Origin of the sequence: Ottowia beijingensis (assembly GCF_013423955.1) — a bacterium.
In the GTDB taxonomy this organism is placed as follows: domain Bacteria; phylum Pseudomonadota; class Gammaproteobacteria; order Burkholderiales; family Burkholderiaceae_C; genus Ottowia; species Ottowia beijingensis.
Genome location: NZ_JACCKX010000001.1, coordinates 87,839 through 111,682, shown reverse-complemented (window position 1 = coordinate 111,682; position 23,844 = coordinate 87,839). Strand labels below are relative to the sequence as shown.

Sequence of the window (23,844 nt, the reverse complement as noted above, 5' to 3'; positions counted from 1 at the left end):
CGCCTGTCGGTTTTCACCACCCATGCTGCGCGCCACCTTCACCCTGCTGACCGGCGGCGCGCTGGCGCAACTGGTGCCGCTGCTGCTGGGGCCGGTGCTGGCGCGGCTGTTCAGCCCCGAGGCGTTCGGCCTGTTCACCGCCTTTGCCACCATCGCCGCCGCCATCGCGGTGGTGGCCTGCGCGCGTTACGAATACGCCTTGCCCATGGCACGCGACGAGGCCGAGGCCGCCGCGCTGCTGGCGCTGGCGTTGCGCATCTGGGTGGGCGTGGCGGCGTTCAGCCTGCCACTGGCGTGGGGGCTGCACGCGGCGGGGCGCCTGCCAGTGGCCTGGGCACTGCCGCTGTCGGTGGCGGCCACGGGCCTGCTGCAACTGCTGATGATGTGGAGCAACCGCGCCGAGGCCTACGGCGCACTGGCCGCCAGCCGCTTCGTGCAGTACGCGGGCGCCGCGCTGCTGCAAGTGGCCCTGGGCTGGTGGCTGTGGCGTGGCAGCGCAGCGGGGGCGGATGCAGCCTGGGCACTGGTGCTGGGGCCGGTCATCGCCGTGGCGCTGGCTGCGCCGTTGCTGGCGCGGACGGCGCCCGCTGGTGGCTGGAGCGCCCTGTGGCGCGTGCCGGGCCATGCCATGCGCAGCGTGGCGCGGCGCTACCGCGACTTTCCGCTGCTGAACACGCCACACGCCTTTTTGGGCACGCTGCAGGACGCGCTGGCGGTGGCGCTGCTGATCGCCTGGTCGGGTGAAGCGGCGGCTGGCTTCTGGGGCCTCGCGCTGCGCTACCTGAAGGCGCCCGCCACGCTGGTGGGCACCGCCGTGTCGCAGGCGCTGTATCCACGGCTGACACAATCGACCCCGGCCGAGGCGCAGCGCGCGGTGCGGCAGGTGATGGCGCTGCTGGGCGCACTGGCGCTGGTGCTGATGCTGGTATTGCTGCTGGTGGGTCCGTGGCTGTTCGCCACCGTGTTCGGCGCCCAGTGGCGCGACGCCGGCGAGTTGGCGCGTGCGCTGGCGCCCTACATTGCCGCGCACTTCGTCGCCGCGCCGCTGGCGGTGGTGACGATGGCCTGGCAGAGCCAGCGCTGGGCCTTCCGGCTGGCGCTGGTGGGGCAGGCGGTATTTCTGCTGTGCCTGGCCTGGGGGTTGTGGACGGGCGGGTTGCTGCGAGGAGCGTGGGCGGTATCGGCGGGCATGGTGCTTTATTTCGGCTATTACTTCTGGCGGCTGGCGAACTGGCCGTCGATTCCGGCGCGGGCCGTGGCGGCGGCCGAGGGCGGGGCATGAGCGTGGGCTTGCGCACGTTCGCCAACCGCTGGCGCCGTCGGCTGTGGCACGCGGTGTTCTTCCGCATCCTGTTCGGTGAGCGCAGCGCGGGCGTTGACCTGCCCGGCACGCGCATTTCGCCATCCACCGTCATCGAGCATGAAGACCGACTGCACCTGGCCGACGACGTGTTCATCGGCCACTTCAACTACATCGAAGCCAGCGCCGGCGTGCGCATCGGCCGTGGCACGCAGGTCACCAACTTCGTCAGCATCGTCAGCCACAGCACGCACCGGGCGGTGCGCGTGGCGGCGGGGCTGTCGGGCGCAGCGCTGGAAGACGCGGTGATCCGTGCGCCCATCGCCATCGGCGAGCGCTGCTTCATCGGCCCGCACAGCACCATCGAGGCCGGCACGGTGCTCGGTCATGGCACGCTGGTGGCATCGCACAGCCGCGTGCGCGGGCAGTTTGCCGACTTCGCCGTGCTGGCCGGCAGCCCGGCGGGGGTGGTGGGCGACACGCGAGAGGCGGATGCGCGCTGGCTGCAGGCCCACCCCGCGCTGCAGGCCGATTACCAGCGCTGGCTGGCGCTGCACGCCGGCGAGGGTGGGGCATGATGGCAGGGGCCAAAAATTTCAAGCCAAATCGGACCTCAGCGCTTGATGGACATGCGCGAGCAGCTATGAATAGAGAAGCGCCTCACAGCGCCCGGCAACCATGACTGCCCACCACATCTGCCTGCTCGGCGACGCCAACAGCGTGCACGTGCAGCGCTGGGCGCGCGAGATGCTGGCGCGCGGCTGGCGCCTGTCGCTGGTCACGGCGCGGCCACAAGCCATCGAGGGCGTACAGCAAATCGTGCTGCCGCCCGTGCGCCGCGCCACCGACTGGCTGTGGCGCGTGGGCGCGGCGCGGCGCGCGGTGGCGGCGCTGGCGCCCGATCTGGTGCACGCGCATTACGTTACCTCGTATGGCTACCTGGCCGCGCGCGCCGGCCGTCACCCGCTGGTGATGACCGCCTGGGGCAGCGACCTGCTGGTCACGCCGAAGGAAAGCGCCCTCAAGCGCCACCTGACGGCCTGGACGCTGCGCCAGGCCGATGGCGTGACCGGCGACTCGCCCGATCTGCTGGCCGCCGCACGCGTGCTGGCGCCCGGTGTGCGCACCGAGCTGATTCACTGGGGCGTGGAACGCGCCCGCTTCGCCCCCGCGCCCTGGGACGGCAAGCCGGGCTTCGAGGCCGTCAGCCTGCGCAGCTGGGAGCCGAATTACGCCATCGGGACCATTCTGGAAGCCTTCGCGCGAGTGCATTCGACCCACCCGCAAGCGCGGCTGCACCTGCTGGGCGGCGGCTCGCAGGAGCCGGCGCTGCGCGCGCAGATCGCCCAACTCGGGCTGACCGACGCCGTGCAGGTGCATGGCCGCCTGAATGATGCCGGCATGGCCGCCGTTCTGGCGCGCTGCAAACTGTCCATCAGCGTGCCGCACAGCGATGCGACTTCCGTCTCGGTGCTCGAAAGCATGGCCTGCGGTCTGGCCGTGATCGGCAGCGACCTGCCGGCCAACCGCGACTGGCTCGACGCGCGCATGCTGGTGCCCGCGGGCGATGCGCGCGCGCTGGCCCGCGTGTGGGGCCACTTGATCGACCAGGAGGCACAGGCCCGCGAGGCCGGCGCGCGCAATGCCGAGCGCATCGCCCGCGACGGCGACCGCCGCGTGCAGATGGATGCGGCCGATGCGATGTACCGGCGCTTGCTGGATGAGTGGAAAGGGCGCGCGCCGTGATGCGCCATGCCCTCACCCCAACCCTCTCCCGCCAGCGGGAGAGGGGCAAGACCTGGGCGAAGTGGAGCAACGCGACCTGCTGCCTGCCAGCCCAAGCCTTGGCTGCATGAGCAGGAGGACGGCAGCGCTCGCTTTTCTCCCTCTCCCGCTGGCGGGAGAGGCCAGGGTGAGGGCGCGGCGATGCATGTAGGGGCCAGCCCATGAACTCGCCCCTGCATTCGGCTGCCCCATCCGCGCCCCAGCTCATCAGCGTGATCGCCCCCTGCCGCAATGAGCGCGCCGCCATCGACGCCTTCTGCGACAGCGCCCTGGCGCAGCAGTTGCCGCCCGGCTGGCAGCTCGAGGTGCTGGTGGCCGATGGCCGCAGCGACGACGGCACGCGCGAACGGTTGGCCGAGCGTGCCGCGCAGGACGCGCGCCTGAAGCTCATCGACAACCCGGACCGCATCGTTTCCACCGGCCTGAACGCCGCGCTGGCCGCGGCGCGCGGCGCCGTCATCGCGCGCTTCGACATCCACACCGAATTTGCGCCCGACTACCTGGCCGAATGCCTGGCCGCGCTGGCGCGCACCGGTGCCGACAACGTGGGCGGCCCGTGGGTGGCGCGCGGGCAGGGCGCCACCGGGCGCGCGATTGCGGCGGCCTTCCAGTGCCGCTGGGTGGTCGGCGGCGCGCGCTCGCGCGACCGTGCCTACGAGGGCGAGGCCGACACCCTCTACCTGGGTTGCTGGCCGCGCGCCGTGTTCGAGCGCTTCGGCGGTTTCGACGAACAGCTGGTGCGCAATCAGGACGACGAGCACAACCTGCGCCTGCGTTTGCAAGGCGCGCGCCTTTGGCAAAGCGCGCGCATCCGCTCGGTGTACCAGCCGCGCAGCCGTTTGAGTGACCTGTTCCGCCAGCAGCAGCAGTACGGTTACTGGCGTCCGTTCGTGATGCGCAAACACGGCCAGCCCGGATCGGTGCGGCAACTGGTGCCGGCGCTGTTCGTGCTGGCGCTGGCGGGCGGTGCGCTGCTGGCGCCCTGGTGGCCCTGGCCGCTGGGGGTCTTGCTGGCCAGCTACGCGCTGTACCTGGCCGGCACCTCGCTGGCAGCGGCGCGGCAGGCGGGCGAGTGGGGTTTGCTGGCGCGCCTGCCCTTGGTGATCGCCGCCTATCATCTGGGCTATGGCGTCGGCACCTGGCGCGGCCTGACCGATCTGCTGCTGAAACGCCGTGCCGGGCAGCACTGGAGCCGACTGACGCGCTAGCTTAATGATAGCTTCTTGCGCCGAATGGAAAAGCGCTGAAGCCGGATTTGATCATGAACACCTCACCGTTCCTTCCTTTCGCCCGCCCTGACATCACCGAGGCCGAAATCGACGCCGTGGCGCGCGCCATGCGCTCGGGCTGGGTCACCACCGGCCCCGAGACCAAGGCCTTCGAGCAGGAGTTCGCCGCCTATCTGGGCGGCGGTGTGCAGGCCATCGCCGTCAACTCCGCCACGGCCGGTCTGCACCTGGCGCTGGAAGCCATCGGCGTCACGCAGGGCGACGAGGTGATCGCGCCGACGCTGACCTTCACCGCCACGGTGGAGGTGGCGCGCTATCTGGGCGCGGATGCGAAGCTGGTGGACGTGGATCCGGTCACGCTGAACATCGACCCGGCGCAGATCGAGGCGGCCATCACCCCGCGAACCAAGGCCATCTTGCCCGTGCACTACGGCGGCCTGGCGTGCGACATGGCGGCTATCTTCGACATCGCGCGCCGCCACGGCCTGCAGGTGGTGGAGGACGCCGCGCACGCGCTGCCCACGACTGCCAATGGAGCGCTGGTCGGCCAGTTGCCCAGCGCTGCCGCGGTGTTCAGCTTCTACGCCAACAAGACGATGACGACCGGCGAGGGCGGCATGGTGGTCACGAAGGATGAGCAGCTCGCCGCACGCATGCGGGTGATGCGCCTGCACGGCATCAGCCGCGATGCGTTCGACCGCTTCAGCAGCAAGACGCCCGCCTGGTATTACGAAATCGTCGCGCCCGGCTTCAAATACAACATGACCGACATGGCCGGCGCGCTGGGCCGCGTGCAGTTGCAGCGACTGCCGGCTTTCGTGCAGCGTCGGCAGCAACTGGCGGCGCGCTATCTGCACGAGCTGAAAGCCCTGCCGCTGATCCTGCCCGCCGACGCACCGCCAGGCGAAACGCATGCCTGGCACCTGTTCGTGATCCGCCTTCGGGACGATGCCCGGGTGACGCGCGACGAGGTGATCCAGGCATTGAGCGATGCCGGCATCGGCACCAGCGTGCATTACGTGCCGCTGCACCGCCAGCCCTATTGGCGCGACCGCTACGGCTTGACGCCTGAGCAGTTCCCCGTGGCCGAGCACGCTTACCAGCGCATGCTGAGCGTTCCGCTGTTCACCTCGATGAGCGATGAAGAGCAGACGCGCGTGATCGCGGCGCTGAAAGCCTGTGTGCGATGAGTGCATGGGGTTTTCAAGCGTTTTGGGCCTGCAGCGCCCGACTGGCAAGCGCGGGCAGCTATCGAAAGATGAGAGTGTGCGGCTTGTGACCGCGCGCGGCGCCGCCACCAAGCGCGCGATGGACCTGGCGCTGACGCTGGCCGCGCTGCTGCCGGCACTGCCATTGATGGCGGCCATCGCGCTGTGGGTGCGGCTGGATTCGCCCGGGCCGGCGCTGTTCCGGCAGGAGCGCGTGGGGCGCGGTGGCGTGCCGTTTCGCATCCACAAGTTCCGCACCATGCACGTGCATGACGGCAGCGGGCCACAGGTCACGGCGGCCGGCGATGCCCGCATCACCCGCGCCGGCCGCTGGCTGCGCGCCACCAAGCTGGACGAGTTGCCGCAGTTGATTGACGTGCTAAAGGGCGACATGAGCCTGGTCGGCCCACGCCCCGAGGTGCCGCGCTACATGGCGCTGTACGCCGATGACGTGCGCCGGCGGATCCTGAGCGTGCGGCCGGGCATCACCGACCAGGCGGCCATCGAATTCCGCGATGAGGAGCGGCTGCTGGCCGATGCCACTGATCCGGAGCGCGCCTATATAGAACGTGTCATGCCGGTCAAACAACGCTACTACCTGGACTACGTGGCGCAGCGCACCTTGGCAGGTGACCTGCGCATCCTGTTCGACACCGTGCGGGCGCTGCTGCGATGACCATGGAATTTGTGCCAAATTGGCATTCAGCGCCCACCAGACAAGCGCGAGCAGCTATGAATATGAAAGCAATCAGCCTGACCTGGCATGTCCACACGCGCATGCGTGCCCCGGTGTGGGAGCGGGCTTGCCCGCGATCGGGCGGCACCGCGATGACCGGGCGCCGCATCGCGGGCAAACCCGCTCCCACAACAGCGCCGACTGTCAAGCCGTGGGGTTGTGGGGCAGCAAGGCCATCGGCGCGATCCGGGGCGACGCGGAGCAGCCGTGCTGAACGATCTGGGGCGCAGCCTGCGCAGCAAGAGCTGGCTGTTCGACGGGCCGCTGATCGTGCTGGCCTGGTGGGCGGCGTTCTGGTTGCGCTTCAACCTGAGCCTGCCGCAGCCGTACTTTGACCAGGCACTGCGCACCACGCCCGTGGCGCTGGCTTGCATGGCCGCGGGCCTGCTGCTGCTGCGCGTTCCTCGCCAGTCGTGGCGCTACGTCAGCCTGGCCGATCTGCGACATCTGGCCGCCGGCGTGGCGCTGGGCGCGCTGCTGGTCACGGCGGCGGTGCTGGGCTGGCGCATCGGCGGCTTTCCGCGCTCGGTGTTCCTGATCAGCGCGCTGCTCACGCTGCTGCTGCTGGCCGGGGCGCGTGCGGCCTGGCGCACGCTGGCGGAATACACCCAGGCCCACGCGCGCACCGATGCGGCACAGCAGCCGCTGCTGATCGTCGGCACCATCGACGAAGCCGACCAGGCGCTGCGCACGCTGAAAGGCGTGGAAGGCTGGCACGTGGTGGGCATCGCCTCGCCGCGCGCGCAGGATGCCGGCCGCACCGTGCAGGGCGTGCGCGTGCTGGGCAGCGTGGGCGCACTGGATGAACTGGCGCGCGCGCAGCAGACGGCCACCGTGCTGCTGGCCAGCGCGCCGGGCGAGCCGACGCGGCGCGAGGTGCTGATGCGCTGGTCGGGCAGCGGGCTGAACCTGCTGACGCTGCCCACCGCTGACGAACTGCTGCGCCCCGGCGCGGCGGCCCGGTTGCGCCAGGTGCGGCTGGAGGATTTGCTGGGCCGCACGCCGGTGCAGCTGGATGCCGCCGGCCTGGCCGGCCTGATCAGCGGCGCCACGGTGCTGGTCACGGGCGCGGGCGGCTCCATCGGCGCCGAGCTGTGTCGGCAGGTGGCGCGGCTGGGCGCGGCGCGGCTGGTGTGCGTGGACGTGTCGGAATACGCCACCTACCGGCTGGAGCAGGAACTGCGCCAAGCCTTCCCTGCCATGGAAGGCGTGTACTATACCGCCAACGTGCGCGAGGCGGAGCGCCTGCGTGCCATCGCGCTCGAACACCGCCCCAGCGTGGTGCTGCACGCCGCCGCCTACAAGCACGTGCCGCTGATGGAGGCGCACAACGAGATCGAGGCGCTGCGCACCAACGTGCTGGGCACGCTGCACGCCGCGCGCGTGGCGGGCGAGGTGGGGGCGGCGCGCTTCGTGCTCGTGTCGACCGACAAGGCCGTGAACCCGACCAACGTGATGGGCGCCACCAAGCGCCTGGCCGAGCAGGTGGTGCAGGCGGTGGCGGCCGAATTCGCGGGCACACAGTACGTGTCGGTGCGCTTCGGCAACGTGCTGGGCTCCAGCGGCTCGGTGGTGCCGCTGTTCACGGCGCAGATCGAGCTGGGCGGCCCGGTGACGGTGACACACCCCGATATCGTGCGCTACTTCATGACCATCCCCGAGGCCGCGCAGCTGGTGCTGCAGGCCGGGCTGATGGGGCAGTCGGGCCAGATCTTCGTGCTCGACATGGGCGAGCCGGTGAAGATCGTCGACCTGGCGCGTCTGCTGATCCGCCTGTCGGGCAAGAGCGAGGCCGAGGTGCCCATCGCCTTCACCGGCCTGCGCCCGGGCGAGAAGCTGTACGAGGAACTGCTGGCCGACGACGAAACCACCGAACCCACGCCGCACCCCAAGCTGCGCGTGGCCAAGGTGGCGGCGGCAGGTGGCGATGTGGTGCGGGCAACGGAATCGTGGCTGGCCGCTGCCGGTGCCGCGCCCGAGGCGGCGGCCATCCGCGACTGGCTGCACCAGCGCGTGCCGGAATACCGGGCGCAGCCGGTGCGGTTCTGAATGGGCCGTTGCTTGAGAGCAACGACTTCAAACCGCTTGGCTTTTCTCCGTCGCAGGCCTCATGCGCATGCTGTCGTCTGCAAGCTCGACGTGATCCACCTTGGCCAGCAACTCGGGGAAGGACTCGAATCCCCACTCCTGCCAGTTCCAGCGCGGCTTCACGTATTTGCCCACGGCCTCGATATGGGCCCAGCCTTTGGCGCTCTTGAACTTGTTGAAGGATTCATCCAGCAGCTTGACGAGTTCGAGAAACGGAATCTTGCGGCAGAACATGCGGCTGGCTTCATCCGTGCGGAACTGCAGCCCGCGAAGATCGCGCAGCATGCCCGACAATTTGGCGTAGCCGTAGCTGCGCGAGTCGAAGTCCGGGTGCGTCTGATTGATGTAGCTGCCTATTTTGCCCACGAAGGCCCAGCCAGTGGCTTCGTCGGTCGAATCCTTGATGGCCTTGTAGAGCAACGCGCGCGTTCCAGCATCCATCTGTCTGGCCACGGCGGGCGTGGCGGGGGTCGGTCGCGCTGTCCCGTTATTGCCGGATACCGAGGCGGTTGGTGTCGGGGCACTCGCTTGTCGTTCCGCTTTTTCCACTTCTCCCAGGTTCTCGACATAGAAGAATCGGTCGCAGGCTTGCCGGAATGCTTCGGGGTCTTCTCCCGGCCGAAGCCATAGACCACCAGGCCGGAAGCGCGGATGCGCGAAGCCAGCGGCGTGAAATCACTGTCGCTCGACACGAGGCAGAAGCCGCTGAAGTTGCCGCTGTACAGCAGATCCATCGCGTCGATGATCAAGCCCATGTCCGTCGCATCCTTGCCCTTGGTGTAGGCAAACTGCTGCACGGGCGTGAGGGCGTGCTTGAGCAGGATGGCGCGCCAGCCGCTGAGGGTGTTGCTGCTCCAGTCCCCATAAATGCGCTTGACGCTGGCGACGCCGTACTTGGCGATTTCCTCGAACAAGCCCTGGGCGACGGATGACGACGTGTTGTCTGCGTCGATCAACACCGCCAGTTTTTCCTGCTTCATGTTTTCGATCGTCATGGCTGGTCGCGTGGATCGGGCTGCCGATATGCGATGTGTAAGGACTGCTTGATTATCAAGAAGTCTCAGATGACGCGCTGAACTCATCCGCTGTGTGGGAGCGGGCTTGCCCGCGATCAAGCGTTGGTGGGGACGAGGCGCCTCATCGCGGGCAAGCCCGCTCCTACAACACGGTCTGAGACTTCTTGATAGTCAAGAAGGACTGTTTGCGAGCGCAGATTCCGAGTTGAATCGCGCTCAGACCAGCTTGGATTCGGCGCAGGCAGCTATCGTTATTACTGTTGGCGAGCGTCGTCAACTGTTCGGTGCGCCGATCCCCGTCTTGCCCAGCAGGTCGGCCACCAGTTCCAGCCGCAGCAGCGGGTTGTCCAGGCTCATCAGCTGCTGTCGCGTGGCGGCGGGCAGCGGCAGCAGTTCGCACCAGCGGTTCGACACCCAGGCGCAGTCGTCGTATTGCTCGCTGCCCACGGCGGGCAGCGGTGCGCCGGGCGACTGCACGCGCAGGCCGGCATACACCTGCCGCAGCGCGCGCGCCACGTGCTGCAGATCGTCGGGCACGGCCAGCGCGCGGTCGGGTGGCAGCAGGCTCACGTCGGCCACCCACAGGCCATGCTTGAGCTGGCTGGGCCGATCGATGCGAAAGCGCTGCTCGCCGCGGCATTGCACCAGCAGCAGGCCGGCCTGCGGTTGCTCCAGCGTGGTGATGTGCGCCAGCGTGCCGATGGTGGCCAGTTGCTCGGGCGGTGCACCGGCGGCGCGCACCTCGTGGCCCTGCGTCAGCGCGACGACGCCGAACGGGGCGCCGGCGCGGTGGCACTTGCCGATCATGTCGAGATAGCGCACCTCGAACACCCGCAGCGGCAGCACGCCGCCCGGAAACAGCACGGTGCCGAGCGGGAACAGGGGCAGGGAGGTGAGGGTCAGCAGTTCTTCGGTCATCGTCCGGGCCATCCAACAGCACGCCCGTCGCAACCGCGGCGAATGTGAACACCAGTGCTCGCTATCATCGCACGCATGAACACTTTGGAATTGCTTGCGCCGCTGGGGGCGTGAACAAGTTCCGCTTTGCCTGGGCATGCTTTATCAAGTTCTCACCTTCCTGATCGAAGTCGCCGTCACGCTGATCGGCGGCGCCTGCCTGCTGCGGCTTTACATGCGCTGGCGCCGCATGTCGATGGACAATCCCGTGGGGCGCTTCGTGCAGGCGTTGTCGGACTGGCTGGTGCTGCCGCTGCAGCGCATCGTGGGGCAGGGTGCGCAACTGGACGTGGCCAGTCTGCTGGCGGCCTGGCTGCTGAAGCTCGTGCAGTACGCGGCGCTGATGGGCCTGCTGGGCCTGGCGCGCTGGAGCGTGCTGCCGCTGCTGGCCTTGCTGGGCGTGGCTAAGCTGGCGGTGTCGGTGGCCACGGCGGTGATCATCGTGGCCGCTGTGCTGTCGTGGACGGGCAACCGCACGCCGGTCTACGACGTGTTCGAGCGGCTCAGCGCGCCGCTGCTGGCGCCGATCCGCAAGCTGCTGCCGCTGGTGGGCGGGGTCGACCTGTCGCCGCTGGTGCTGATCATCGGCCTGCAGGTGCTCGGCATCGTGCTGGGCTCGCTGCAGGGCGGCCTGTTTGGCGCGGGCGTGCTGCCCAACGGGGCTTGAGGCACACGCGCCGAAGCGCGGTCAGGGCGCCCGCCGCGTGGGGTGGACAGGCAAAAAATGCTTGATGAGCAACAAGTCTCAGACAGCATTGTGGGAGCGGGCTTGCCCGCGATCAAGCGTTCGTGGCGACGAGGCGCCGCATCGCGGGCAAGCCCGCTGCCACACCGCGGATGCGGTCCGCGCGTGATCTGAAATTTCTTGATAATCAAGCAAAAATGATAGCTGCCTGCTCAGGATGGAAGCCGAATTCAAGAGGAAATGGACTGAAATCCTTGCGGGGCGGGCGCGAGCAGCTGACTTTATCGAGTCAATCGCTACTGTTGATGGGCTTCACTGCACCGCATCCGCCGGCTGGCGCTGCAGCATGGCCAGCACCTTGGCGATCTTCTCGCGCAGTTCGCGCCGGTCGCAGATGAAGTCGACCGCGCCCTTGGTCTGCAGGAACTCGGCGCGCTGAAAGCCGTCGGGCAGCTTCACGCGCACCGTGTTCTCGATCACGCGTGGGCCGGCAAAGCCGATCAGCGCTTTGGGCTCGGCGATCACCACGTCGCCGACGAAGGCGAAGCCGGCCGATACGCCGCCCATGGTCGGGTCGGTCAGCACGCTGATGTAGGGCAGGCCCTTCTTGGCCAGGCGGGTGAGGGAGGCGTTGGTCTTGGCCATCTGCATCAGGCTCAGCAGCCCTTCCTGCATGCGCGCGCCGCCGGTGGCGGTGAAGCAGATGAAGGGCACTTTCTGCTCGATGGCGGTCTCGACACCGCGCACGAAGCGCTCGCCCACCACGCTGCCCATGCTGCCGCCCATGAAGTCGAACTCGAACGCCGCCGCCACCACGCTGATGGAGTGCACGGCGCCGCCCATCACCACCAGGGCATCGGTCTCGCCGGAGTTCTCCAGCGCTTCCTTCAGGCGCTCGGGGTACTTTCGACTGTCCTTGAACTTCAGGGCGTCGACGGGCAGCACCTCCTGCCCGATCTCGTAGCGGCCCTCGGCGTCGAGGAACACGTTCAGCCGCTCGCGCGCACCGATGCGGTGGTGGTAGCCGCACTGGGGGCAGACGTTCTGGTTCTGGTCCAGATCGGTCTTGTACAGCACCGCGTCGCAGTCGGGGCACTTGATCCACAGCCCCTCCGGCATCTGCCGGCGCTCGGAGGCTTCGGATTTCTGAATCTTGGGTGGCAGGAGTTTTTCAAGCCAGCTGCTCATGTAATGCTCCTTGAGTGATAGCGGCGATTATGCATCCAGCGCCGCGCGCACCGGGCGCAGGAAGTCCATCGCGGCAGCGACCACGCGTTCGTGCGGCTGCACTTCGATCACCTGGATCAGGCGGCTGCCGATGACCACGGCATCGGCCACCTTGCCGATGGCCCGGGCGGTTTCGGCATCGCGGATGCCGAAGCCCACGCCCACGGGGATGTGCACATGCTGGCGGATGCGCGGCAGCATGGCCTCGACCTCGGCCGTGTTGAGCGCCCCCGAGCCGGTGACGCCCTTGAGCGACACGTAATACACGTAGCCGCTGGCGACCGCGGCCACCTGCTGCATGCGCTGCTCGGTACTGGTGGGCGCCAGCAAAAGATCAGGTCCATGCCGTGCGCACGCAGCCTGGCGGCAAAGTCGGTGCATTCCTCGGGCGGGTAGTCGACGATCAACAGGCCATCCACGCCGGCCGCGGCGGCATCGCGGATGAAGGCGTCGTCACCGTGCTTCTGGTCGTAGCGCTCCACCGGGTTGGCGTAACCCATCAGCACCACGGGCGTCTTGGGGTCCTTCTCGCGGAAGGTCTTCACATACCCCAGCACCTGCGCCAGGCCGATGCCCAGCGCCAGCGCGCGGTCGCCCGCTTTCTGGATCACGGCGCCATCAGCGCTGGGGTCGGAAAACGGCACGCCGAGTTCGATCACATCGGCGCCAGCGGTGACCATGCCGTGCATCAGCGCGGGCGTGATGTCGGCGTAGGGAAAGCCGGCGGTGACGTAGGGGATCAGCGCCTTGCGCTTTTGCTCGGCCAGGGCGGCGAAGGTGGCGGTGATGCGGTTCATGCTTTGGCCCCTTTCACCACGTGGCCGCGCATCGACGGGCGGTCGTAGAAATCGACGCCATCCAGGTCGGCCACGGTGCCGATGTCCTTGTCGCCACGGCCCGAGAGGCAGACCAGGATCGACTGGTCTTGATGCATGGTTGGCGCCAGCTTCATGGCATAGGCCATGGCATGGCTCGATTCGAGCGCCGGGATGATGCCTTCGGCCCGGCACAGATGGTGGAAGGCGGCCAGCGCCTCGGCGTCGGTGGCGCCCACGTACTCGGCGCGGCCGATGTCCTTGAGCCAGGCGTGCTCGGGGCCGACGCCGGGGTAGTCCAGGCCGGCGCTGATCGAATGCGTTTCGGTGATCTGACCGTTGTCGTCCTGCAGGATGTAGGTGCGGTTGCCGTGCAGCACGCCGCTGCTGCCGCGTTGCAGGCTGGCGGAATGCTTGCCGCTGTCGAGGCCCTCACCGGCGGCCTCGACGCCGATCAGGCGCGTGTCGGCATACGGGATGTAGGGGTGGAAGATACCCATGGCGTTGCTGCCACCGCCCACGCAGGCGATGACGGCATCCGGCTGCGTGGCGGCAATGCCTTGCGCGGCCAGCATCTCGGGCATCTGCGTCAGGCATTCGGTGCCGATCACGCTCTGGAAGTCGCGCACCATCATCGGGTAGGGGTGCGGGCCGGCCACGGTGCCGATGATGTAGAAGGTGTTGTCCACGTTGGCCACCCAGTCGCGCATGGCTTCGTTCAGCGCGTCCTTCAGCGTCTTGCTGCCGGATTCGACCGGGATCACGGTGGCGCCCAGCAGCTTCATGCGGTAGACGTTGGGCGACTGGCGTTTCACGTCCTCGGCGCCCATGTAGACCACGCATTCCAGCCCGTAGCGTGCGCAGATGGTGGCCGTGGCCACGCCGTGCTGGCCGGCGCCGGTCTCGGCGATGATGCGCGGCTTGCCCATGCGCTTGGCGAGCATGGCCTGGCCGATCACGTTGTTGATCTTGTGCGCGCCGGTGTGGTTGAGGTCTTCGCGCTTCAGATAGATCTGCGCCCCGCCCAGCTCGCGGCTGGTGCGCGCGGCGTGGTAGACGGGCGAGGGGCGGCCGACGTAATGCGCCAGCTCGTACTTGAATTCGGCCAGGAAGTCCGCGTCATGCTGGTACTTCGCGTAGGCGTCCTTCAGCTCGTTGATGGCGTAGGTCAGCGTCTCGCTGACGAAGCTGCCGCCGTAGCGGCCGAAATGCCCGCTCGCGTCGGGCTGCTGGTAATCGATCATGGGGCTGTCAAAACTTGAGCGTCCGCCGCGCGCACGGCGGCGACGAACTGGTGAATCTTGCCGGCGTCCTTGATGCCCTTCAGGAGCTTGCCGTCTTCGGCCTGGCACTCGACGCCGGAGGAAACGTCAACCGCGAGCGAATAACCCCGCCCGCGCAGCGCGGCGATTCCATCGCTCACGTTTGCAGGTGTGAGCCCACCAGACAAGACGAGGTGAGCGGGTACGTTTGGTGGAAGGCTTGTCCAATCGAATGTCTTTCCGCCGCCGCCGTAGCCGTCGACGTGGGCGTCGAGCAGGATGGCTTGTGCGGCGCTGAATGTGTGGGTGAAGTTTACCAAGTCGGGCATCGCGGCGGGCGGTGCGGGAATGCGCGCGGCACGCATGAACGGGCGGCCGGTGGTACGTGCGACAGCCACACAGTCGGCGGCTGATTCATCACCATGAAATTGCATTGTAGCGCCCGCCACATGGGCGCAGGCAGCTTCTATATTGGTAGCATTCTCGTTGACGAATAGCAGCACCGGGGTGACGAACGGAGGCAGGCGCCGCGCCAGTTCGGCAGCGCGTTCGGGCGCGACGAAGCGCGGGCTTTTCGGGTAGAGCACGAAGCCGATGGCATCGGCGCCCGCGGCCACCGCGGCGTCCACGTCGGCTTCGCGGGTCAGACCGCAGATCTTGATGCGGGTGCGGTGGGTGCTTGGGCTCATGGCAGCCAATCATAGGCCGCGGTGCGCTCCGGCAATCCCATTCCGGCCCGTAGCGCGGGCCGAGGAAGTACAGGCCGTCCGGCGCGAAGGTGGGCGCGGCGGCGTCGCGGTCGCGCGCGGCCAGCACTTCGCGCATCCAGCCGGGCGGCTGCAGGCCCTGGCCGATCTGCAGCAGGCAGCCCATGATGTTGCGGATCATGTGGTGCAGGAAGGCGCTGGCCTCGAAATCGAAGCGCCAGTAGGCGCCACGGCGGCTGATGTCGATGCGCGTGAGGTGCTTGACGGGCGAAAGCGCCTGGCAGGCCGAGGCGCGGAAGGACGTGAAATCGTGCTCGCCGATCAGGTGCTTGGCGCCCTGGCGCAGGGCGTCGCCGTCGAGCGGGCGAAACGTCCAGCCCACGCGCCCGGCATCGACGCTGGGGCGCACGGGCGACTCAAGCAGCACGTAGGTGTAGCGGCGGGCGAGGGCGCTGGCGCGGGCATGAAACGCATCGGGCGCCGGCTGCGCCCATTGCACGGCAATGTCGGGCGGCAGGAAGCGGTTGGTGCCGCGCACCCAGGAGAACGGCTCGCGCACCAGGTCGGTGTCGAAATGCACCACCTGCATCAGACCATGCACGCCGGCGTCGGTGCGGCCGGCGCACAGGGTGGCGATCGGCACGGTGGCGAACTGGCCCAGTGCCGATTCCAGGCGGTCCTGCACGGTCTGGCCGGACGGCTGACTTTGCCAGCCCTGGTAGGCGGTGCCGAGGTAACTGATGCCGAGCGCAATTCTCACGATGGCGTCATTGTGGCTGCAGGCGCAGGACAAAACAACGCGGCGCCCGAGTGGGCGCCGCGTGACCAGGTGACAGGGCAGAAAATCAGTGGAGTTCCGCCAGGAAGCGCTCGGCACGGACGCGCATGGCGCCGGAGGACTCGGCAATCACCTCCTTCACCAGGGCACGCGCGCCCTCGGTGTCGCCGATGGCGTGGAACTCCTGTGCCAGCGACAGCTTGGTGCCCAGGGGATCCTCGTCCGCATCTTCTGGCTGCTCGGTTTTCAGCTCGCCACCAGAGCGCGAATCGGGATCGAGCGACAGGGCGTCCATGTCGAAGTCGATCATGCCGGAGTTGCGCTCGACCGCGGGGGCAGGGGCGGCACGACGGGAGCGGCGGCAACCGGGCGTGCAGGCTCAGCCGGTGCCACGGGCGGACGCGTGGTGCCCAGCTCCGAAGGCGGCGAGAAGTCGAGATCCAGGTCGAAATCCAGCGGTGCATGGGCGTCGGCCACAGGCGCTGGCGCCGGTGCTGGCGGTGGGGGAACCGGCGCGCGGGCCGCCGCAGCAGCGCCGGCTGCGGCTGCTGTCACCCCTGCAGCCACTGCGGCAGGTGCTATCGAAGGTGCAGCAGGCGGCAAGGGCGAGGGCGCGGTGGTGGCCGCACGCACGGGCGCATCGTCCAGATCGAGGTCGAGATCCAGCGGAAGGCCACTGCTGTCGGGCCCCTTGGCTTCGAGCACCTGCGCAGTCTGCGGCTCCGTGTCGGCACCGAAGCTGGGGCGTGCGGCCATGGGCACCGGTTTGATCGACGGGGCGCCGCCGGGCTGGTACAGCGGGTTGGCGGGCTCCAGCTCGCTGCCCAGGCTGGTGATGGCCTGCCAGTCGGGACCCTGGCCCTGGGTGATGGCGTAGGCTTCGGTGGCGATGGCTTCGAAGGCGCGGGCATCGCGGCGCTTGGCGTAGATCTCGGCCAGCTTGCGGTGGATCGAAATGCGGCCGGGGTGGGTGCGCAGGGCTTCCTTGAGGATTTCCTCGGCCTGCATGTCGCGGCCATAGGCCAGGTACACGTCGGCTTCTGCCACGGGGTCCACGTCGCCAGCCGCATCCAGCTGGCTGGGCGAGTAGGCCATGGACGAGTTGCCGCTGACGGAACTGCCACCATCCTTGGTGTTCACCCGCTGGCCGCCGCTGGCGCCGAAGAAGGAATCGGGTTGCAGGCGGCTTTCGATGAAGGAGCTGTCCAGCGGGGCGGCATCTTTCTTGCGCTGGCGCGAGCGGTACACGCCATAGCCAGCCAACAGGGCCAGCAGGCCGGCGCCGGCAATTGGCAGCAGCGGATTTTCCGTCAGCGTGTCGAGGAAGGAAGGCTCCTGCACCGGCATCGGTGGCGGCGGTGCCACGCGCGGCCGCTGGGGTGCCGGTGCCGCGCTGGCCGCAGCGGTGGCGGCAGAAGCGGCGTCGGCTGCCGCACTGGCGGCCGAGGCTGCGCTGACCACGGCCGTTTCGGTGGCCGATGCTGCGGCAGACGCGGCGCTGGCCGCCGCGGCGACAGCACTGGAGGCCGCATCAGCGGCGGCCGAGGCGGCAGAGGCCGGCGCGGTGACGGTGGCGGCCGTGGGTGCCGGCGCTGGCGCAGCAGCCGGCGGGGCCGCCGGGGCAGATGCGGCTGCGGCTGGTGCGGCAGCGGGTGCGCCTGTCGGCACGTTGATGGCAGGAACGGCGCTGCTGGCCGGTGTGGCCGCCGGCGCGGCGGCCGGGCTGCCCGAGGCTGCCTGCAGGCGCGAGAGTTCGCTGATGTTCTTGTTCAGTTCGGCCACGCGCTCGGCCTGCTCCTGCGCCTGGCGGGACTGGGCCACCGTGGCTTCGCTGCCGGACGGCGAGCCGCCGCGCGACAGCGTGAGGCGATCCTGTGCCGGGGCGGCGGCGCGCGTGTCGCGCACTTGCGCCTGCACGCCGCCCGATGCGCTGCGCGTGGCGGCGGCCACGCGCGTGCCGCCGGCACGCTGGGCCACGCCGCGGCGGTAGGCGTTGAAATCCCGGCTCTGGGCCACCACGGTGCGGCGCGCGGCCTGACGCGACGTTGCCGCGGCCTGCTCGGCCGTCGGCATGTTGATCACGGCGCCCGCCTTCATCAGGTTGAAGTTGCCGCGGATGAATGCGTTCGGGTTGGCGCGCAGCATGGCCACCAGCATCTGGTCGAGCGACACACCTTCGACACGGTGGGCCGACGCCAGGGCATAGGCGGTGTCGCCGCGCTGCACCCTCACCTGGTCACCGCCGCCGCTGGCGGCGGGGCGGGCGCGGGCGCCGCAGCGGGGGCAGCGGCCTTGCGGCGCGCCTCGGCCATGCGCGCGCTGCGTGCGCGCGTCGCGGCATCTGCGGTGGCGGGCGTTGTCTGTTCCGCCACGGTGGCCGGCACCACGGGAGGCGGTGCCACGGGCGCGGGCGCTGCCGGCGCCATCGGTGCTGGCGATGCGGTCTGCGGCTGGGTGACCACGACCGGCGGGCGCCGCGCGGCCCGGGGATCGACCAGCATGGTGTAGTCGCGCACCACGCGGCCATTGGCCCAGTTGGCGTCGATCACGATGCCCAGGAAAGGCTCGTTCACCGGGCGGTCGCCAACCACGCGCAGATAGGCCTGGCCGTTGGCACGGCGGTGCAGCGTGACGCGGGCGCCGCTGAGCGCAGGCGAATAATCGACGCCGGCGGAACGGAAGGCTTGGGGGAGGCCACGGCTGCCTGGAAGGTGGCGGCTTCCTCGGACGAAATTTGCGGCACCTCAATCTCGGCGCGCAGCGGCTCGCCCAGGGCAGAGCGCACGGTGATGGCGCCCAGGGCCAGCGCCTGCGCATCCAGGCTGACGCCGAACATCGTCAACGCCACGGCCGATGCCAGCACACCCCTCTTCCAAGGCTGCTTGGCCATTTTCATATTGATCGACCCCTGCGGAGCCTGTGCGGTTTTATTCTGCATGTCTGGTGTTGGGCAGGCCAAGCCTCGCCGGAACGAATATGAAAATCGACATTAACATCAACGTATTAGGCTGACAAGCTGAGACACTGGTTAACCATCTTCACAAGTTCACACAGGCTCGAATCTCGGACGGCCATGTTGTCTTGCGACAACGGGCGGCGCCGTTGCAGCGGCGCCCGCTATCGTTTTCTATGAGGCTTCAGGCCGCCAGCAGGATGCGCAGCATGCGGCGCAGCGGCTCGGCAGCGCCCCACAGCAACTGGTCGCCGATGGTGAAGGCGCCCACGTATTCCGGGCCCATGGCCATCTTGCGGATGCGGCCCACGGGAATGGTCAGCGTGCCGGTGACGGCCACCGGGGTCAGGTCGCGCATGGTGTCCTCGCGGTTGTTGGGCACCACCTTCACCCACTCGTTGTCGGCGGCGATCATGGCCTCGATGTCGGCCACCGGCACGTCCTTCTTCAGCTTGAAGGTCAGCGCCTGGCTGTGGCAGCGCATGGCGCCGATGCGCACGCAGTAGCCGTCCACCGGCACGGCGGGCGTGCCGAAGCCTTCGCCCCAGCCCATGATCTTGTTGGTTTCGGCCATGCCCTTCCATTCTTCGCGGCTCACGCCGTTGCCCAGGTCCTTGTCGATCCAGGGAATCAGCGAGCCGCCCAGCGGCACGCCAAAGTTGGCCTTCTCGGCGTCTTCCAGGCCGCGCTGCTTGGCGATCACCTTGCGGTCGATCTCCAGGATGGCGCTGGTCGGGTCGGCCAGCAGGGCCTTGACCTCGTGGTTCAGCGTGCCGAACTGGGCCAGCAGCTCGCGCATATGCTGCGCGCCGCCGCCGCTGGCCGCTTGGTACGTTTGCGTGCTCATCCACTCGACCAGCCCGGCCTTGAACAGCGCGCCGACGCCCATCAGCATGCAGCTGACGGTGCAATTGCCGCCCACCCAGTTGTTGCCGCCCTTGGCCAGCGCGTTCTGGATCACCGGCATGTTCACCGGGTCGAGGATGATGACCGCGTCGTCCTGCATGCGCAGGGCGCTGGCGGCGTCGATCCAGTGGCCTTTCCAGCCGGCGGCGCGCAGCTTGGGGAACGCCTCGTTGGTGTAGTCGCCGCCCTGGCAGGTGATGATGATGTCGCAGGCCTTCAGCGCGTCGATGTCGGTCGCGTCCTTGAGCTTCTTCTCGTTCTTGGCCATCGCCGGGGCGGCGCCGCCGGCGTTGCTGGTGGAGAAGAAAATGGGCTCGATCAGGTCGAAATCACCCTCGGCCTGCATGCGGTCCATCAGGACCGAGCCGACCATGCCGCGCCAGCCGACGAGGCCTACAACGTTACCGACTTTCATTTTGCTTCGCGCCTTTCAAACAATATAAGAACTGTCTGGCCTGCCGGGCTCGTCTGGCCCGGAGGCGGCGCGCACGACGAACCGGGGCTGGTCAGCCCTTTTGGGTGGTCGTGGTAATGGGGGAGATGCGCACGCACGCGCGCTGGCCGGAAGCGGCGGCAGCGGAATCGAAGCGATCAGGCGTGTTCATGGGGGCGATTCTAACCCAGTCACCCCGTGCCACACGCCGTGCAGGGGTTGCGCGCGGGCGTGCTGATGTGCGGATGCGACGCCCGCGCCCTGATCTTCAGTAAATTAAGCCAAATCAGCCCTAAGCGCCCGCCCACCAAGCGCGAGCAGCTATCAAAAAGAAGTTCAGGCGCCCAACTGATCCGCCAGGTCGAGGAAGTCGCGCGCATGCAGCGTGTTGGCGGGCTCGGGCGACACGTCCTTGGGCTGCCCGGCGCCGAACTCCAGCGGCCGCTCGATGTAGGCCGTCAGCAGCCCGCAGGCGCGCGCGGCGGCCAGGTCGTCCTGGTGCGCGGCCACCATCATCACCTCGGCCGGCGCCACGTAGAACACCTCGGCCACGCCCCGGTACACCCGCGGGTCGGGCTTGTACGCCTGGAACACCTCGGCCGAGAGCACGCAATCCCAGGGCAGCTGGGCGTGCCTGGCCATGTGGGTGAGCAGGCCGATGTTGCCGTTCGACAGCGTGCAGATCACGTGCCGCTGCTTCAGCCGCATGAGGCCCGGCACCACGTCGGGCCAGGCGTTGAGCCGATGCCAGACACGGTTGAGCAGGCGGCGCTCGGCCTCTGGCATGGCCTGCAGGCCGAAGCGCGGCAGGATGTCGTCGAGGATCATGCGATGCAGTTCGTCGATCCGCGTCCAGCCCAGTTCGCCCGACATCACGCGCGCCATCGCCGGCCGGTAGCCCTCGCGCCAGGCCAGCGCGAAGGCGTTGCCATCGACCTGCGGGTACAGCCGCGCCATTTCGGCCACGATGCTGCCGTGCCAGTCGACCACGGTGCCGAAGACGTCGAAGGCGAGGATTTTGGGGGTGAGGGTGGTCATGGCTTGGCTTTCCACACACGTCATTGGCCAACGGCTGGGCGCCGTGTCAAGGGGTTATAGCGCAGCCGTCGGGCGCGCGGGCGATCACCTGCGTCACACGCGGGGGCGCACCGCGCCCAGTTGCTTCGCCGGCCCGCCGATGGACACGGCCGCCTTGTCATACCCCGCCCAAGGCCCCGCGCCCACGCGCAACCGCTCTTCGACGTTGCCAAGATGCCAATGCGCCCCGCCGGTCACTGCGGCCAGTTCATCCCATCCGATGGGCACCGACACGCCGATCCCCGCGCGCGCCCTGGCCGACCACGCGGCCACCGTCGTCGCCCCGCGCCCGTTGCGCAGGTAGTCGGGGTAGATCTTGCCGACGCGGTTCTTCGGCCCGCTGAGCGCGCTGAAGCGGTCGGGCATCAGGCGCGCGAGATGCTCGGTGAGCTGCTTGGTAAAGCCCTTCACCGTGTCCCAGTCGTGCAGCCGCTTGATGGGTGTGACGACGTGCAGGCCCTTGCCGCCGCTGGTCTTCAAGAACGGGGTGAAGCCCAGTTCGGTCAGCAGGGTGCGGGTGAGCAGGGCGGCCTCCTGCACCTTGTCCCACGGCACGCCGTCGCCGGGGTCGAGGTCGATGACGAAGCGGTCGGGGCGCTCGATGCGGTCGTGCCGGGCGTTCCAGGTGTGCAGCTCCAGCGTGTTCATCTGCACCGCGCCCATCAGGCCGGGCAGGCTGTCGATCTCGAGCAGGCTGGCGTGGCCGGGGTCGAGCGCGGGGTCGAGCTGAATCACGCCGGGCAGGGTGATGCGCTCCAGGTGCTTCTGGAAGAACAGCGCGCCCGCGATGCCATCCGGCGCGCGCACCAAGGCGACGGGGCGCTGGTCAAGGTGCGGCAGCAGCAGCGGGGCGACGGTGGCGTAGTAGCGGGCGATGTCGAGCTTGGTGGTGCCGGTGCTGGCATCGACCACGCGGTCGGGGCTGGAGATGGCCTGCCCGCCGACGACAGGGCGCCGCCGCCGCGCCCCTTGAAGGTTGGTGTGGCAGCGGCTTTTGATCCTGTTTTAATAGCTGCTGGCGCTTGTGTGGCGGGCGCTGAGGCCGATTTTTCAATGAATCCTGCTCGAAGACCACATCCGCCGCGAGCTTGTCTTCGCGCAGGCCGCGGAACACGCCGTGGCGCAGGCGGCGCGCGTGTGTGAAGCCGGCATGGCTGATCTGCGCCACCAGCTCGGGCCGCACCCAGTGCACGCGGCCGGGCGGCTGGGGGCCGGTTTCGAGCGGGCTGGTCTTGACTTTCAGGGGCGCCAACTTTTCCTTCAGCCGCACCAGCGTGCGCGTGTCGAAGCCGCTGCCCACGTTGCCGGCCCAGCGCAGCTTTCCGTCCGCGTCGTGCGCCGCCATCACCAGCGCGCCGACTTCGCCGCTGCGGGCGCCCTGGCCTTCGGTGTGGCCGGCGATCACCAGTTCCTCGCCCTGGCCGCACTTCAGCTTGATCCAATCGCTGCTGCGGCCGGGCCGATACGCCGCGTCGCGCCGCTTGCCGATGATGCCCTCCATGCCCAGCCTGCAGGCGCTGGCGATCAGGTTGTGCGGCGCTTCGTCAAACGCCTCGGACAGGCGCAGCGGCGACGTCTTGGGCCGCCTGGCGCGCTTCAGCAGCGCCTCGAGCCGGGCGCGGCGTTCGGTCAGCGGCTGCTCGCGCAGGTCGGCGCCGTCCAGGTGCAGCAGGTCGAACAGGTACATCACCAGGCCCGCGCTGCGGCCACCGTCGAAGGCGTTCTGCAGCGCGCCGAAGTCGGGCAGGCCGTCGTCGCCCGGCATCGCCACTTCGCCATCCAGCCAGGCCTGGCGCACGGGCAGGGCGGCCAGGGCGCGCGCCAGCTCGGGCATGCGCGCTGTCCAGTCGAGGCCATTGCGCGTGAACAGGCGCGCCCGGCCGCCGTCGATGCGCGCCAGCAGGCGGTAGCCGTCGAACTTCAGCTCCCACAGCCAGTCGGCGGCGTCGGCGGGCGGCTCGCGCATCAGGCTTGCAAGCTGCGGGGCGGTGGTGGCGGGCAGCGGCACGGCTTTCGATGCTTTCGTTTCGATAGCTGCTTGCGCTTGACTGGCGGGCGCTGGGGGCTGATTTGGTTTGGAATGGGAGGTGGGCGGCTGGCGGGCCTTGATCTGCGCCGGGCCGACCGAATCGGGCAGCGCCTCGGTCACATCGAACTCGCTGGCGGCACGCGCCACGTCGTCGCGGTCCTTGATCAGCAGCCAGGCGGGTTTCGGTTCGCCGGCGCGCGGCTTCATGCGCACCAGCGCCCACAGGCCGGTGAGCTTGGCGCCGTGCAGGCGGAACTTCAGCTCGCCCTTGGCCAGGCCGGCGCGCGCCGCGGCTACGCCGCCGGTGGGCTGCCAGCTGCCGCGGTCCCAGATGATGACGCGCCCGCCGCCGTACTGCCCGGCCGGAATCTGGCCCTCGAAGTCGTTGTAGTCGACCGGGTGGTCTTCGACCTGCACCGCCAGCCGCTTGTCGCGCGGGTCCAGGCTCGGGCCCTTGGGCACGGCCCAGCTGTGCATGGTGCCGTCCAGCTCCAGCCGCAGGTCGTAATGCAGGCGCGTGGCCCAGTGCTTGTGGATGACGTACTGCAGCGCGCCCTTTGTGGGCGGGCCCACGGTGCCGGCCGGTTCGGGCGTGCGGGTGAAGTCGCGCCTGGCGTGGTAGCGGGCGAGGGCGGTGCTGGGTGCAGGCGCTT

At 68.9% G+C, this 23,844-nt stretch carries 19 protein-coding genes and 4 pseudogenes; 8 read left to right on the top strand and 15 right to left on the bottom strand.

The genetic code is table 11. From position 1 onward, the window contains the following. Positions 1 to 22 precede the first annotated feature (22 nt). From H0I39_RS00575 to H0I39_RS00545, 7 genes are all read left to right on the top strand, one after another. Positions 23 to 1,282, top strand: a complete 1,260-nt coding sequence (locus H0I39_RS00575) for a lipopolysaccharide biosynthesis protein (RefSeq protein ID WP_180549208.1) — start codon at positions 23 to 25, stop codon at positions 1,280 to 1,282. Continuing rightward, complete coding sequence (locus H0I39_RS00570) at positions 1,279 to 1,878, top strand: acyltransferase (protein ID WP_257645534.1); 600 nt, start codon at positions 1,279 to 1,281, stop codon at positions 1,876 to 1,878. Before H0I39_RS00575 ends, H0I39_RS00570 begins: the two co-directional genes overlap by 4 nt. Before the next feature lie 100 nt (positions 1,879 to 1,978). After that, positions 1,979 to 3,046, top strand: coding sequence for a glycosyltransferase (locus H0I39_RS00565; protein ID WP_180549207.1), 1,068 nt, complete (start codon positions 1,979 to 1,981; stop codon positions 3,044 to 3,046). 200 nt (positions 3,047 to 3,246) lie between these two features. Next, entirely contained in the window at positions 3,247 to 4,293 is a 1,047-nt protein-coding gene (locus tag H0I39_RS00560) for a glycosyltransferase family 2 protein (protein WP_180549206.1), read from the top strand. A 53-nt stretch (positions 4,294 to 4,346) separates the two neighbouring features. Then, entirely contained in the window at positions 4,347 to 5,504 is a 1,158-nt protein-coding gene (locus tag H0I39_RS00555) for a DegT/DnrJ/EryC1/StrS family aminotransferase (RefSeq protein ID WP_180549205.1), read from the top strand. Positions 5,505 to 5,580: 76 nt separating this feature from the next. Next, positions 5,581 to 6,198 (top strand): sugar transferase, encoded by a 618-nt coding sequence (locus tag H0I39_RS00550; protein ID WP_506329672.1) that lies wholly within the window; start codon positions 5,581 to 5,583, stop codon positions 6,196 to 6,198. Positions 6,199 to 6,465: 267 nt separating this feature from the next. Next, positions 6,466 to 8,307, top strand: coding sequence for a polysaccharide biosynthesis protein (locus H0I39_RS00545; protein WP_308645726.1), 1,842 nt, complete (start codon positions 6,466 to 6,468; stop codon positions 8,305 to 8,307). Positions 8,308 to 8,334: 27 nt separating this feature from the next. Here H0I39_RS00545 and H0I39_RS21255 read toward each other — a convergent pair whose 3' ends face one another. The 3 genes from H0I39_RS21255 to H0I39_RS00535 form a co-directional block, all read right to left on the bottom strand. Continuing rightward, complete coding sequence (locus tag H0I39_RS21255; protein ID WP_308645725.1) at positions 8,335 to 8,712, bottom strand: OST-HTH/LOTUS domain-containing protein; 378 nt, start codon at positions 8,710 to 8,712, stop codon at positions 8,335 to 8,337. Further along, positions 8,700 to 9,461, bottom strand: coding sequence for an NYN domain-containing protein (locus H0I39_RS21250; RefSeq protein WP_257645532.1), 762 nt, complete (start codon positions 9,459 to 9,461; stop codon positions 8,700 to 8,702). The genes H0I39_RS21255 and H0I39_RS21250 overlap by 13 nt, the downstream gene beginning before the upstream one ends. Before the next feature lie 174 nt (positions 9,462 to 9,635). Beyond that, positions 9,636 to 10,280 carry an LON peptidase substrate-binding domain-containing protein gene (locus tag H0I39_RS00535; protein WP_180549204.1) on the bottom strand — a complete coding sequence of 215 codons (645 nt, stop codon included), beginning with the start codon at positions 10,278 to 10,280 and terminating at the stop codon, positions 9,636 to 9,638. 136 nt (positions 10,281 to 10,416) lie between these two features. Between H0I39_RS00535 and H0I39_RS00530 the strand changes: the two genes are divergently transcribed. Further along, the gene (locus H0I39_RS00530) at positions 10,417 to 10,986 is read left to right on the top strand and encodes a YggT family protein (RefSeq protein ID WP_180549203.1); all 570 of its coding nucleotides are present in this window, start codon (positions 10,417 to 10,419) and stop codon (positions 10,984 to 10,986) included. 330 nt (positions 10,987 to 11,316) lie between these two features. Here the strand turns inward: H0I39_RS00530 and accD are convergent, their stop codons facing one another. The 12 genes and pseudogenes from accD to ligD (H0I39_RS23680) form a co-directional block, all read right to left on the bottom strand. Continuing rightward, positions 11,317 to 12,192: an acetyl-CoA carboxylase, carboxyltransferase subunit beta gene (gene accD / locus H0I39_RS00525; protein WP_180549202.1), complete on the bottom strand. Its 876-nt coding sequence runs from the start codon at positions 12,190 to 12,192 to the stop codon at positions 11,317 to 11,319. A 27-nt stretch (positions 12,193 to 12,219) separates the two neighbouring features. Beyond that, positions 12,220 to 13,028: pseudogene (trpA, locus tag H0I39_RS00520) on the bottom strand (tryptophan synthase subunit alpha). Beyond that, complete coding sequence (gene trpB, locus H0I39_RS00515; protein WP_180549201.1) at positions 13,025 to 14,290, bottom strand: tryptophan synthase subunit beta; 1,266 nt, start codon at positions 14,288 to 14,290, stop codon at positions 13,025 to 13,027. Before trpB ends, trpA begins: the two are co-directional and overlap by 4 nt. A gap of 8 nt (positions 14,291 to 14,298) precedes the next feature. Then, positions 14,299 to 14,997 (bottom strand): annotated as a pseudogene (locus H0I39_RS00510) (phosphoribosylanthranilate isomerase); the annotation flags it as partial. Continuing rightward, positions 14,994 to 15,775, bottom strand: a pseudogene (gene truA, locus H0I39_RS00505) (tRNA pseudouridine(38-40) synthase TruA). The pseudogenes H0I39_RS00510 and truA, both read right to left, overlap by 4 nt. 85 nt (positions 15,776 to 15,860) lie before the next feature. Further along, positions 15,861 to 16,103 carry a FimV/HubP family polar landmark protein gene (locus H0I39_RS21245; protein WP_257645531.1) on the bottom strand — a complete coding sequence of 81 codons (243 nt, stop codon included), beginning with the start codon at positions 16,101 to 16,103 and terminating at the stop codon, positions 15,861 to 15,863. Then, on the bottom strand, positions 16,100 to 18,025 hold the full coding sequence (locus tag H0I39_RS00500) for a type IV pilus assembly protein FimV (protein WP_308645724.1): 1,926 nt from the start codon (positions 18,023 to 18,025) through the stop codon (positions 16,100 to 16,102). The genes H0I39_RS21245 and H0I39_RS00500 overlap by 4 nt, the downstream gene beginning before the upstream one ends. Continuing rightward, a pseudogene (locus H0I39_RS24530) lies at positions 18,022 to 18,629 on the bottom strand (type IV pilus assembly protein FimV). The gene H0I39_RS00500 and the pseudogene H0I39_RS24530 overlap by 4 nt, the downstream one beginning before the upstream one ends. Positions 18,630 to 18,930: 301 nt before the next feature. Continuing rightward, positions 18,931 to 20,067 (bottom strand): aspartate-semialdehyde dehydrogenase, encoded by a 1,137-nt coding sequence (gene asd / locus H0I39_RS00495; RefSeq protein ID WP_180549199.1) that lies wholly within the window; start codon positions 20,065 to 20,067, stop codon positions 18,931 to 18,933. Between the two features lie 354 nt (positions 20,068 to 20,421). Then, a complete protein-coding gene (locus tag H0I39_RS00490) occupies positions 20,422 to 21,123 on the bottom strand; it encodes a haloacid dehalogenase type II (protein ID WP_180549198.1) in 702 nt (233 codons plus the stop codon). 93 nt (positions 21,124 to 21,216) lie between these two features. Further along, positions 21,217 to 22,074: a non-homologous end-joining DNA ligase gene (gene ligD, locus H0I39_RS00485; protein WP_308645723.1), complete on the bottom strand. Its 858-nt coding sequence runs from the start codon at positions 22,072 to 22,074 to the stop codon at positions 21,217 to 21,219. Further along, positions 21,989 to 23,764: a non-homologous end-joining DNA ligase gene (gene ligD, locus H0I39_RS23680; RefSeq protein WP_308645722.1), complete on the bottom strand. Its 1,776-nt coding sequence runs from the start codon at positions 23,762 to 23,764 to the stop codon at positions 21,989 to 21,991. Before ligD (H0I39_RS23680) ends, ligD (H0I39_RS00485) begins: the two co-directional genes overlap by 86 nt. Positions 23,765 to 23,844: the final 80 nt, after the last annotated feature.

Coding starts and splice junctions, on each gene's coding strand:
- H0I39_RS00555 (WP_180549205.1), top strand. CDS start 4,347: ATGAACACCTCACCGTTCCTTCCTTTCGCCCGCCCTGACATCACCGAG.
- H0I39_RS00560 (WP_180549206.1), top strand. CDS start 3,247: ATGAACTCGCCCCTGCATTCGGCTGCCCCATCCGCGCCCCAGCTCATC.
- H0I39_RS21245 (WP_257645531.1), bottom strand. CDS start 16,103: ATGATCGACTTCGACATGGACGCCCTGTCGCTCGATCCCGATTCGCGC.
- H0I39_RS00535 (WP_180549204.1), bottom strand. CDS start 10,280: ATGACCGAAGAACTGCTGACCCTCACCTCCCTGCCCCTGTTCCCGCTC.
- H0I39_RS00530 (WP_180549203.1), top strand. CDS start 10,417: ATGCTTTATCAAGTTCTCACCTTCCTGATCGAAGTCGCCGTCACGCTG.
- H0I39_RS00570 (WP_257645534.1), top strand. CDS start 1,279: ATGAGCGTGGGCTTGCGCACGTTCGCCAACCGCTGGCGCCGTCGGCTG.
- trpB (WP_180549201.1), bottom strand. CDS start 14,290: ATGATCGATTACCAGCAGCCCGACGCGAGCGGGCATTTCGGCCGCTAC.
- accD (WP_180549202.1), bottom strand. CDS start 12,192: ATGAGCAGCTGGCTTGAAAAACTCCTGCCACCCAAGATTCAGAAATCC.
- H0I39_RS00490 (WP_180549198.1), bottom strand. CDS start 21,123: ATGACCACCCTCACCCCCAAAATCCTCGCCTTCGACGTCTTCGGCACC.
- asd (WP_180549199.1), bottom strand. CDS start 20,067: ATGAAAGTCGGTAACGTTGTAGGCCTCGTCGGCTGGCGCGGCATGGTC.
- H0I39_RS00575 (WP_180549208.1), top strand. CDS start 23: ATGCTGCGCGCCACCTTCACCCTGCTGACCGGCGGCGCGCTGGCGCAA.
- H0I39_RS00565 (WP_180549207.1), top strand. CDS start 1,979: ATGACTGCCCACCACATCTGCCTGCTCGGCGACGCCAACAGCGTGCAC.